This is a genomic window from Vallitalea maricola, from assembly GCF_036985595.1.
GTDB lineage: Bacteria > Bacillota > Clostridia > Lachnospirales > Vallitaleaceae > Vallitalea > Vallitalea maricola.
Map to the genome: position 1 here is coordinate 60,515 of NZ_BTPU01000009.1, position 12,057 is coordinate 72,571.

12 protein-coding genes are annotated in these 12,057 nt (G+C 33.0%); 8 read left to right on the top strand and 4 right to left on the bottom strand.

Annotated features, from left to right (window positions below; translation table 11 throughout):
• Window position 1 precedes the first annotated feature (1 nt).
• From AACQ14_RS03310 to AACQ14_RS03345, 8 genes are all read left to right on the top strand, one after another.
• The gene (locus tag AACQ14_RS03310) at window positions 2-910 is read left to right on the top strand and encodes an ABC transporter permease (protein WP_339362143.1); all 909 of its coding nucleotides are present in this window, start codon (window positions 2-4) and stop codon (window positions 908-910) included.
• On the top strand, window positions 903-1,481 hold the full coding sequence (locus AACQ14_RS03315) for a cysteine hydrolase family protein (protein WP_339362144.1): 579 nt from the start codon (window positions 903-905) through the stop codon (window positions 1,479-1,481). The genes AACQ14_RS03310 and AACQ14_RS03315 overlap by 8 nt, the downstream gene beginning before the upstream one ends.
• Window positions 1,474-2,430 (top strand): carbohydrate kinase family protein, encoded by a 957-nt coding sequence (locus AACQ14_RS03320; RefSeq protein ID WP_339362145.1) that lies wholly within the window; start codon window positions 1,474-1,476, stop codon window positions 2,428-2,430. Before AACQ14_RS03315 ends, AACQ14_RS03320 begins: the two co-directional genes overlap by 8 nt.
• A gap of 30 nt (window positions 2,431-2,460) precedes the next feature.
• Entirely contained in the window at window positions 2,461-3,219 is a 759-nt protein-coding gene (locus AACQ14_RS03325; protein WP_339362146.1) for a nucleoside phosphorylase, read from the top strand.
• A gap of 87 nt (window positions 3,220-3,306) precedes the next feature.
• Window positions 3,307-4,089 carry a BtpA/SgcQ family protein gene (locus AACQ14_RS03330; protein WP_339362147.1) on the top strand — a complete coding sequence of 261 codons (783 nt, stop codon included), beginning with the start codon at window positions 3,307-3,309 and terminating at the stop codon, window positions 4,087-4,089.
• A 397-nt stretch (window positions 4,090-4,486) separates the two neighbouring features.
• A complete protein-coding gene (locus AACQ14_RS03335; protein ID WP_339362148.1) occupies window positions 4,487-5,653 on the top strand; it encodes an iron-containing alcohol dehydrogenase in 1,167 nt (388 codons plus the stop codon).
• On the top strand, window positions 5,643-6,353 hold the full coding sequence (locus AACQ14_RS03340) for a tryptophan synthase subunit alpha (protein ID WP_339362149.1): 711 nt from the start codon (window positions 5,643-5,645) through the stop codon (window positions 6,351-6,353). Before AACQ14_RS03335 ends, AACQ14_RS03340 begins: the two co-directional genes overlap by 11 nt.
• A gap of 426 nt (window positions 6,354-6,779) precedes the next feature.
• Window positions 6,780-7,334 carry a uracil-DNA glycosylase gene (locus tag AACQ14_RS03345; protein WP_339362150.1) on the top strand — a complete coding sequence of 185 codons (555 nt, stop codon included), beginning with the start codon at window positions 6,780-6,782 and terminating at the stop codon, window positions 7,332-7,334.
• Between the two features lie 105 nt (window positions 7,335-7,439).
• Here the strand turns inward: AACQ14_RS03345 and AACQ14_RS03350 are convergent, their stop codons facing one another.
• From AACQ14_RS03350 to AACQ14_RS03365, 4 genes are all read right to left on the bottom strand, one after another.
• Window positions 7,440-8,144 carry a histidine phosphatase family protein gene (locus tag AACQ14_RS03350; RefSeq protein ID WP_339362152.1) on the bottom strand — a complete coding sequence of 235 codons (705 nt, stop codon included), beginning with the start codon at window positions 8,142-8,144 and terminating at the stop codon, window positions 7,440-7,442.
• A gap of 47 nt (window positions 8,145-8,191) precedes the next feature.
• A complete protein-coding gene (locus AACQ14_RS03355; protein WP_339362153.1) occupies window positions 8,192-9,547 on the bottom strand; it encodes an MATE family efflux transporter in 1,356 nt (451 codons plus the stop codon).
• 123 nt (window positions 9,548-9,670) lie between these two features.
• The gene (locus AACQ14_RS03360; RefSeq protein WP_339362154.1) at window positions 9,671-10,396 is read right to left on the bottom strand and encodes a sulfite exporter TauE/SafE family protein; all 726 of its coding nucleotides are present in this window, start codon (window positions 10,394-10,396) and stop codon (window positions 9,671-9,673) included.
• Between the two features lie 249 nt (window positions 10,397-10,645).
• A complete protein-coding gene (locus tag AACQ14_RS03365; RefSeq protein ID WP_339362155.1) occupies window positions 10,646-12,016 on the bottom strand; it encodes a PhoH family protein in 1,371 nt (456 codons plus the stop codon).
• Window positions 12,017-12,057 lie beyond the last annotated feature (41 nt).

Here is a 12,057-nt window from a genome sequence, read left to right on the forward strand (position 1 = left end):
TATGTTAGAAGCTATATTACACACATCATTAAGAATGGCCACACCTATAGTATTAGCTGCACTTGGAGGACTATTTACTCATAAAGCCAATGTTCTTAATATTGCATTAGAAGGTATGATGCTTATTGGTGCTTTTGCAGGCGTACTAGCCAGCTTTGCTACTGGAAATATTTTTATTGCAATAATTGCAGCTATATTTGCATCAATGCTATTTGCTTTATTATTTAATGTATTTGGTATAACTTTAAAAGGTAACTTCATAATTACAGGTCTTGCTGTTAATATATTTGCAGCTGGTCTCACATCCTTTGTTTTGCAGGTTGCCTTTGGCAGAAGAGGTGTGTTCTCAGATCCAAAAATAGTGGGCACAACTCCTGTTCATATTGATTTTTTAGATAAAATCCCTTTTATAGGGCCTATAATAAATGATCATTCACCTATGGTCTATGTAAGTATTCTTATTGCGATAGGTGTGTATTTTGTACTCAATCACACAAAATATGGAATATATGTTAGAGCCGTTGGAGAGAATGAAGAAGCTGCCAAAGCCATTGGAATTAAAGTTAATCGTATAAAATATTCTACGGTTTATATAAGTGCAGTTCTATGTGCCCTAGCTGGTGTTAATCTATCTCTTGGTAATCTTACCATGTTTGTTGAGAACATGACTAATGGACGTGGATTTATTGCACTTGCAGCTATATTCTGTGGAAGAGGTACCACTCTTGGTACTTATGTATTCAGCTTCCTATTTGGTTTTGCTGATTCCATTCAACTTAGATTACAGAATCTAAACATACCAGGAACTTTTGTACAGATGATACCTTTTATATTCATTGTAGTGGTATTATCTATTGTTGGTGCTATAAGAATGATTGGAAACTTAGATAGGGGGATAAAAGATGAATAAAAAAACGGCTCTACTTATTGTGGATATGCTTTATGACTTTGCCCACCCAGATGGAAAAGTATTTTATCCTCAAAACCAAGAGATTCTACCTAGAATTAGAGATGTTATAGATCATTGCAGAGAAAAAAATATATTAATTATTTTCGCTCAACATTATCATAGAAAATATTTATTTGATAAAGAATTAGGTTCAGGAAGAAGAATCAATTGTCTTGAAGGTTCTGGCGGGGAAGATATCATGCCAGAACTTGGATATCAAGAAGAAACTGATTATATTGTTAAAAAGAGAAGATATAACTCCTTTTTAGGTACTGACCTGGACCTTATTCTTAGAGAACATGATATAAGAAACCTTCTTATATGCGGTACAAAGACCAATTGTTGTATTCGAGCAACTGTAGAAGGTGCATATCATTTGGACTATAACCCAATTGTTATAAAAGAATGTGTAGCGACTAACGATGAAGTTGTTAATAACGTTCACTTGATGGATATAAAAAAATACTTAGGTAGCGTTATTACAATAAAGGAACTATACGACAAGCTAGATGGTGGTGAATTAAATGACTAAAGATATAGATTTTATAGCAGTTGGCTATCCCAGCCTAGATAGGATAATTAAAACAGGAGACTCCATCTCTATTGGAAACACCTCTATAATCCAAAATGCTGACAACAGCAAAATATATTATGGCGGCTGTAATGTTAATATAGCCTACACATGTGCAAAATTATCATTGAAATCAATGTTGATGATGCGTGTTGGAAATGATTTTGAATCCACAGGATATAGAGATTTCCTCCACAATGTTCACATTTGTTTAGATGGTGTAGAAATTATAGAAGAAGATGTAACCTCTAATTCTTATCTTATAGAAAATAATATGGGTAATCATATAACCTTGTTTTATCCAGGTGCAATGTCTGATAAATACCCTATTCATATTGATAAAGAGATTATTAAAAGGGCAAAATACGGAGTCATAACAGTTGGAAACCTTAAATACAATATGGCATTTGCTGAAGCTTGTGTAAAAGAAGATGTGCCAATCATATTTGGTATGAAATGCGATTTTGACGCTTTTCCAAAAGACAGTCTAAAATATTTACTCAATTCTTCTACTATCATCTTTATGAATGAAGGAGAAAAAGAAGAAATCAAGAAGTTATTTGGGCTTCATGACATTTGTGAACTGTTTGATAATGGTCGTTGTAAATGTTTAGTTATCACACAAGGAAAGAACGGCAGCCTTATCATATGCAACCATAATGATACTATTCTCAAAGAAACAGTACCAATCGCCAAACCTGACAAAGTTGTAGATACATCAGGTGTGGGAGACTCATATATTGCAGGTTTCATATATGGATTAGTTAATGGTATGTCTTATATTGATTGTGGGAAAACGGGAGCTACTGTTGCTTCATTCATAATTGAAGAAATGGGATGTCTAGGTAATGTTCCTACAGAAGAACAATTAAAAAAACGTTTTGATACTAATTTTATAAATAATAAATAGATAATGGACAATAGAAAGGAATTGGCATAAATGGAAAAAACTTTATATCTGAAATCAACGGATAAAGACATTAGCAAATACGTTGTTTTTTCTGGCGACCCAAGAAGAGTCGAAAAAATAATTAGTTTCATGGATGATGTTAAAGAGATTGCAGTCAGCAGAGAGTTTCACTCTTATACTGGATTTTATAAAGGTGTGAAAATAACAATAAGTTCAACAGGTATTGGAGGTCCTTCAGCCGCTATAGCTATGGAAGAAATGTACGAATGCGGTATGGAAGTTGCTGTTCGTCTAGGTACAGTAATGGGACTTAGAGATGATTTGTTAGGAAAATTCATTATACCTGTAGGTGCTATGCGTGAAGATGGAACAACTTCAACATATGTTGATAAATCATATCCCGCAGTAGCTGATTTTGAACTAATTGAGTACATGAATAAAAGTGCTGAGAATAATGGATTTGGTTATGATAATTCTATTATCTGCAGTTATGATGGTTTCTATAGTCAAATGAGAGAATCAAGATTATCCAAGAAGCTTGAAATGTCTATAGTAGAAGATATCCAAGAACTTAAAAAATTCAACATTGGTGGAATTGATATGGAAAGTAGTACAATCCTTACACTCTCACGTCTAATGGGGATAAAAGGATGTGTTGTGACTATGACAACAGTTCTTGAAAATCTTAAGAACTACTTAAAAGGAGGTAATAGACAAAAAGCTGAAGAAGAAGATCTTGTACGTGTAGTACTTGATGGCATTGTTTTATATGATACAGCAAAAAAATAGATAACTATATTATAACGTGGACATTCAATGCAATAGATTCAAGGAAATATAAAATAGATATTCCTAGATAAGAAAGGAAGATGAAACATGAGTTGGTGTGAAGAACTATTTGGAACAAATAAACCTATTATTGGTATGGTACATCTAAAAGCATTACCAGGTACAGCTAATTTTGATGGTGATATGGAGAAAGTTTATACAGCTGCAATAAAAGATGCAAAAGCTTTGGAAGAAGGCGGAGTCAATGGAATAATGGTAGAGAATGATGGAGATATGCCTTTTAGCCATTTGCTTTCTATTGAACAGACTGCTGCGCTTGCTGCTTTAACAGCTGTTATTAAGGAACATACTAATATACCTATTGGTGTAGATGCTGCTTTTAGTGATTATAAAAGTGCTCTTGCTTGTGCTAAAGGGGCTAGAGCTGATTTTATACGTTTAGCTGTTTTTGTTGATACTGTTGTCAGTTTCAATGGAGTTATGGAAGCTTGTAGTGGAGAAGCTCTAAAATATAGAAAAGCTATCGATGCTACTGAAGTTAAAATATTAGCTGATGTACAGGTAAAATATACTCATATGTTAAACTCAAATATCAGCCTTGAAGAATCTGCTGTATGGGCAGGGGCTTGTGGCGCTGATGGAGTTATTGTAACTGGTTCACATACTGGTGGAGAAACTCCTCTTGACGCAGTTAAAAGAGTTAAAAGCAAGGTAAAAATACCAGTATTCATCGGTAGTGGTGTTACAACTGATAATGCTGATGAACAACTTGATATTGCTGATGGAGCTATTGTTGGATCAAGCCTTAAGACTGATGGTGTTATTGATAGTGGTAAGGTTAGGGAGTTAATGGATAAGATAGAGAAATAATATATATGTGTGCTTCCGTAGGTTAATATATATACAAAACAGCTCCTGTTAAATACTCAGAAGAAAAACTAAGTTCGCTACAATTAATATTACTAAACCTTAACAACTCCTTCGTCAAACGAGAAATGGCTTAAAGGTTACTTCATCTTTTGTTAGTAAATATCTGTGGTCTTTAGATCTTTACTAACAATTAGTTGAAGTTAGCTTTCAACATTTCTAACCTATAATATGTAATATTAATTTCCGCTCACTAAGATTTTCTAACTTATATTTAAAAATCGCTTTATTTGTATATATATTACCTACTGGGCTACGTTAAATTATAAATATCAATATAATACTGAAACTTTATTTTAGAGAAATTATAAAAATAGTGATTAAAAAGGAGTGACTGAAGATGATGAGACCTATGAAGTTAGGTGGAGAGCAATTGATGTTCGGGCAAGGTGTTCTTGAACATTTGAAGACTATAGATGGTAAGAAGGCTGTGATTGTTACAAGTGGTGATTATCTGATTGTAAGTGGTCATATGGCTAAGATTCAAGGTTACTTGAAAGATGCTGGTATTGAGTCAATGGTTATTGATGATGTTGAGCCAGACCCATCTTTTGAGACAGTTTATAGAGGTGCTAAGGTAATGATGGATTATGGTCCTGATTGGATTGTAGGTGTTGGTGGTGGTTCTGCTATGGATGCTGCCAAGGCTATGTGGGTTATCTATGAGCATCCAGAGATCGATAACATTGATAAATTTGCAGCGAAACATAATAATATGCCTCCACTTAGAAATAAAGCTAGAATGATCGCTATTCCAACTACTAGTGGTACTGCAAGTGAGGTTAGTCGTTCTGTAGTTATAACCAATACAGTGACTCATAAAAAATCTGGTGCAAGTGATATGAAAATGATACCTGATGTGGTAATACTTGAACCTGATATTACTGCTTCCATGCCTCCAAAACTTACTGCGGCAACTGGTATGGATGCTCTTACACATGCAATAGAAGCTTATACTTCAACAAGAGCTAACATGATTTCTGATGTCCTAGCTGAGAAATCAGTATCTATGATAATGGATAATCTTGTAACCGCTTATACTGCTGGTGATGATTTAACTGCAAGAGAAAATATGCTGGTAGCATCATGCCTTGCTGGTATGGCATTTACCAATGTATCTCTTGGGATAGTCCATAGTATTGCACATACCGTTGGTGGATTATTTGGTATTCCTCACGGTTTAGCTGATGCTATTGTACTTCCTTATGTAATTGAATTCAACATGTCTGATGCGAATGCTGAAGAACGTTACAAAGAACTAGCTGAAAAGATTAATAAAGACTCTTTATTAGAAGCTGTAAAAGAAATTAATGAAAAATTAGATATACCTACATCATTAAAGGAAGTAATTAATGATGACAAATCATTCAATAAACAATTAGAAGAAATAGCAAAATTATCAATTGCTGATGGATGTACTAAAACTAATCCAATCGTTCCAAATGTAGATGAAATGAAAGCATTAATTCTAAAAATATATAATGGAGGTACAGCTAATGAGTGTTAAAATAATTGGTTATTTATCTTTTGGTTATCCAACAATAGAAAAAAGTATAGAAAGAGCAGATATCTATATCAAGGCTGGCTGTGATTTTCTAGAAGTTGATTTTCCTACTGACAACGCATATCTAGATAGTGACTTCATCGGCGGTAGGATGAAATCAGCTATGGAAGCTTGTGATGATTTCGATAAATATTTTAATGGTATCAAAACTCTAAAAGAAAAACATCCAGATACTCCAATAATCCTATTAGCTTATGAACACACCATAAAAGCTATTGGTGTAGAAAAATTCATTAACCGCTGCAAAGAATTAGAAACATATGATCTAATAATGGTTGGACTTGAAAACGAAGATATCAAGAATCAATTAATCAACGAAGGTATAAAAATATCCTGTTGGGTACCTTTTGACTTACCAGAAGAAAACGTTGCTAGCGCAGTAGCTTCCAATGGTTTCGTATACCTACAATCCAAATCAGGCGGCGAAGTAAAAGAAGGCTACGAAACACTAGACAAATGCGTAGAATATCTTAGACAAAAAGGCATCAAAAACCCTATCTACTGCGGAGTCGGTGTCTCAACTCGTGAAGATATACTACGAATACAAAAAGCCGGAGCTGATGCAGCCTTCATAGGAAGCGCTCTATTAAAACAAGAAACTGACGAAGATATTATGACTTACATTCAATCTTTAAAAGGCTAAAACCTACTAAGTATCTAATTTGATTTCACCCTAATAAAACCTAAAATAGCCTTGAGTATTCTAAGTAAGAAGAAAAAGTGTTTTGTGATACTATTAACGGTTACTTAAAGCAAAAGAGTATATGTATATGTGGAGTAGTGAGGCAGGACGCCGAACCCAGCATTTAATCTGACAGCCCTACTGGACTGTCAGAAATAATGATGGACTCGATGTCCATTATTATTTGTTGAGCTCAGGACGAGCAAGTAGCTGGCGTAACATATACATATACTCTTTTGCAAAAACCAAATCCGAACAAAACACCTTTTCTGACCTACATGCAATAATCTTTTTAAAAATACCTTAATGATATCCCTAATCTATTTTCAACCTCAAAAATATCTGATATAATATATGTCATCAAGAACATTGTGAGGCGAAAATAGAATGTTAGATTGGAATGAACTTGAAAAAATATGTAATAATTGCACAAGATGCGATCTATATAAAACCAGACATCACATGGTATTTGGCAAAGGAGATATAAATACAAATTTAATGTTTATTGGTGAAGGTCCCGGTGAACAAGAGGATTTAACCGGAACCCCCTTTGTTGGAAAATCAGGTCAGTTATTTGATAAAATCCTAAAAGCGGTAGATATAACTAGAGAAGAAATATACATAGCTAATATTGTAAAATGCAGACCACCTAGAAATAGAAATCCCCTTGAAAATGAGAAAAACGCCTGCTTACCATATTTAAGATATCAAGTTAAACTGATTCAGCCCAAAATAATTGTATGCCTTGGACGAGTATCCGCTCAATGTATTATAGATAAAAACTTTAGGATTACAAGAGAACACGGAAAATGGGTTAACAGAAAAGGATATAATTTAATAGCAACCTATCATCCTTCTGCTCTATTACGTGACCCTTCCAAAAAAAGAGATGCCTGGGAAGATTTCAAAAAAATCAAAGAAAAATATATTGAAATGAGTTAAATAAAAACCATGAGGCTGTCGGATAATACATTTTTGGAGATGGCTGCAAGTTTTAGAAGATAGACTAGTCCGACAGCTCTATGAATATATTGTTTATGCCTTAGATTAATAAAAATTTGCTCGTAATCCAGTTGATGAACATTCAATTCCAGATTCATATAAATGAGATGTATCTCCAAATCCTATACATCTAGGAACAGCCCATTCTTTTGACCTTTCCTCAAATAAAATAGTTGTAACAGAAGATGTTTGAATAAAAAAACTAGCCCAGAAAATAGGTAATGGAATATTAAGTAAATGAGCAATCCATGTTCGCCCAAACCCTCCATGACAGAAAATTGCCACTTTCTCTGTATTAGCTTTTAATATACGATATTTATTTCCTACTCTCTCATATCCTATTTGTTTTAAAAACGCATCTGATTCTTGTTGAATTTCAGTAAATTTTTCTCTAACTTTTACATCTTTTATTATTGGCAGCTTATGCCAATCTGTAAGTGTCAAGTAAGATGGTTCCTCAAAAATTACTTCTCCAGGCAAATTCCAAGCTGGACAATCTTCTATATTATCATTAGTTATTGGCATTCTTGGTATTTCCTGGGTCCAATCAAGTATTTCTGGTTTAATCTTCATTAAATCAGCAGTATATTTCATTGTATCAATGGCTCTGCCTAATGGTGAGCAATATATCTTAGTAATGCCTTCTTTGTTAAGCTTTTTGGCTAAAGCTTTTGCTTGTTCATGACCATACTCAGTGATGGTATGATTCTTGTAATCTGGTTCTGCATGACGAATAATATATAATCTCATAATTTCACCTTCCAGCCTTAATAGTATAGATTAAATCACCTTACATATTACCACTTTAATAATTGCTCTTCATATATTTTTTTAATTGATACCAATACAACTACGATACCAACAATCTCTGCTAAAACAAATGAAATCCATACTCCATCTAAACCAAATAATTTACCCAAAATGAACGCTCCAGGCAATAATACGACTAATTGTCTTAGGATTGAAACAATCATACTAATATATGCTTTTCCCATCCCCTGAAATGCAGTACCACACATTATGGAAACTGCCGCTAGAGGAAATACATAACTGATAATCCTAAATGCTGGAACTCCAATTTTCATCATTTCATCTGAACTATCAAATAGCTCTAATAACTGTGCTGGCATTATTTGGAATACCAAGAATCCTAGTGTCATATATACAACTGCAGCAATAACACCAAGTTTCAAAGCTTTTATTAATCGCTTTCTGTTCTTAGAGCCATAATTATATCCAATTATAGGCATGACTCCTTGAGATAATCCAAAAACAGGCATAAATATGAGTGATTGGAGCTTATAGTAAACTCCTAGAACAGTAACCGAAGCCTCTCCAAATCCTGCAAGAATTAAATTCAATCCAGTAACCATAACAGAGCCTATTGCCTGCATTATTGTAGCTGGCAATCCAACCTGCATTATTCCTTTTAAAATCTTACTATCATATTTGAAAGTTCTCAGATTCAATTTTACACTATTTTGCTTTGTAAACAAAACTATCAATATATAAACCATAGATAATATTTGAGCTAATATAGTTGCAATGGCTGCACCTTTAACTCCTAATGCTGGAAATCCGAAATATCCAAATATAAGGATTGGGTCTAAAATAATATTGAATACAGCTCCACACAACTGTGATATCATTGGATGAATCATATTACCGCTACCTTGTAGGATACTTGTTCCTGCTTGAGCCAGTAATCTACCAAATGAGAATATCATTATTATTTTTATGTATTCAGTTCCTAAGTTAATGATATTTTGACTATCTGTAAATAATGTGAAGAAACTATTGGCAAACAAGATACCGATTAATAAAATAATTACATATAAAACTATACATAGAAGTATTCCATGTTCAGCTGCATTAGATGCTGCTTCATGATCTTGTTCCCCTAATTTCCTTGATATGAGTGAGTTAATTCCTATTCCAAGTCCCACAAAGCAAGCAATTATTATTAATTGTATAGGAAATGCTAGTGATACAGCTGTTAATGCATCATCACTTACTCTTGAAACAAATATACTATCTACTATATTATATAATGCTTGGACTAACATAGATAGTATTGCTGGTATTGACATGGAAATCATAAGCTTAGATACTTTCATAGTACCCATCTTGTTCTCTTTAGTATTATTATTCATTACGACGACTTTTCCTTTCAGTATGGCTATATTATAATAAAGCAAATACTATTTTTTTTATTGTGTAAAATTTAGTTTAGTAGTTTTAGATGGAAATGTCAACTATGTTTTTAGCAATCTAGATTACTTATTTATAATCAACAGGGTTCCTAGAACAAACATTAAGACAATAACTATTTTATGTAATATGACACTATTTATTTTCTGGAACATGCTTAATCCAAGTAGATTTCCAATACTAGTACCTATTCCTCCAAACAGTGCAAATGTTATTATATCCTTATTAATATTTCCATATACAATATGCATAACTACAATCAACATTGACCTTATTAAAAAACTGAATTCCAGGGTTGCTTTGTAGGACAACCTGTTTTTGATTCCGTATAAGTAATATACAACTAAAGGTGGTCCACCAACATTGAACATTCCGCTCATAATTCCACTTAATGAACCTGCTATAATTCCATTTTTTACATTAGTCTTGATTTTTATTTCTTTTTTACTCTTTATAAATAGGAAAATAGAAATAAAGACTATAGTTACTCCAAGAATTCTTTTTAATATATTTTCATTTCCAAAAACCAATAGACGCACACCAATAGGCACAAGTGCTAATGAAGATATTAAAGGTACCATAGCAATTTTATAATCAATATGTTTTCTAAACTTAAAAACAACATAAGTACCCATAAAAAATGTCTGCATACCAGTTACTATGGCTGCTACTTTTAGAGGCATGATAAAAGGAAGAAAAAACATAACAAACATTGCAAAACCGAATCCTGATAAACCTTGAATTAAACTACCACCGAAACAAATCATTAAAGTCAATATTTTTTCTGTCATATTATTCTCTCCCGTATTTTAGTGATTTATAGTGTTATTATTGTTTTTTTAACTTTCCTATTAAATATATCATCTTTTGACCTTTTTGGCAAAAAGTTATGAGCTTCATTATTGTGCCAGTAAGACAGATAAAATATTTTTCTCTGTCTTGGCTATTTACAATTTTATATTAAAATACTGAAACTCAAAACAATGGGTTTTGAGTTTCGAAATTGAGCTTTACACTCAATACATATGCTCTTTTGATATTTACATATTTTTCTCTGCAATCTTAGCTAATGGACTACGTTCTACTCTCTTAAGTGCTACGTGTCCTGTTATATTAAAGGATTTCATCTTTTCTACGGTATATACTAAGCCATTAGATTTTGAATCTATGTAGTTATTATCAATCTGGTTATCACTGGGGTCTCCCAAAAATACAAATTTGGAATGTTCTCCTGCTCTAGTTAACATAAGTTTAGCTAAATGGGGAGTCATTTCCTGTGCCTCATCTACTATAATCAAGGAATTAGTGAATGTTCTTCCTCTCATATAGGTAAAGGTCTTGGTCTCTATAACCCCTCTTTGGCGAAATTGCTCTATAAAATCCTCTACTGTGAAAGTTGGTTTTCCTCCATTATTCTTATTGGTTTCTTTTATATCAGATAAGTTCTCTATAGCATCATAGAAACTTCCCATCCAAGGTTTCAATTTTTCTCTTTCTGTACCTGGAAGATAACCTATATCATTTCCTGCTGCTATTACTGGTCTTACAAATACTATTTTCCTATATTTATTTGTTTCTATTACATTCTGCAAGGCTGTGGCTGTCGCCAGAATTGTTTTTCCTGATCCGGCTCCACCTATAATTGTTACAAAATGTATATCTGGGTTCATAAGTAATTCAAATGCCATCTTTTGCTCTCTATTAATTGGGTTCAGCCCCCATGCGCTTTCGTTGGCATGTGTAAGAGGAACTATTTTATTTCCATCATATCTGGCTAATATTTCGTGAGAAACTTGGTCCTTACTTTTAATATGGAAGAATTCATTAGGGTATATTTCCTCTTGTAAATCAGGGACTTCTAAACCTCCATCAAATATTTTGTTAATATCTTTTGACAATAATTTAATCTCGGTATAACCTTTATAGATAGTATCAATGTCAATACGGTCACTTTGATAATCTTCTACTTCAATTCCTAATGACCTGGCTTTTATAGCCATATATAAATCTTTTGTCACTAATATTATCCCACTACTATCATTAACTTTTTTTAAACTTAATACAATAGCTAATATTCTTGAGTCATTTTTATTGGTATCAAAGCCATTAGGAAGAATGTCTATATCCATATGATTCAATTCTACACGCAAAACACTTTTGTTGGGTAATCTTATTCCTTTTTCTATGTCTCCCTTTTCCATTAATAACTTAATCTCTTTAGCTACCATTCTAGCATGGAATCCAACTAATCCTTCTCTTTTTTTTAGATTATCCAGTTCTTCTATGCAAAGTAACGGTATTATTATATTGTTACCTGCAAAATTATGCATGAATTCAGGATCATGAATCATTACATTAGTATCAATTATATAGTTTTTAACCGTATAATTTCCTCCCTTCAAAAATACCATTTATGTCATGGGGACGTTTCCCTCGTCATATTCTTAAGTCA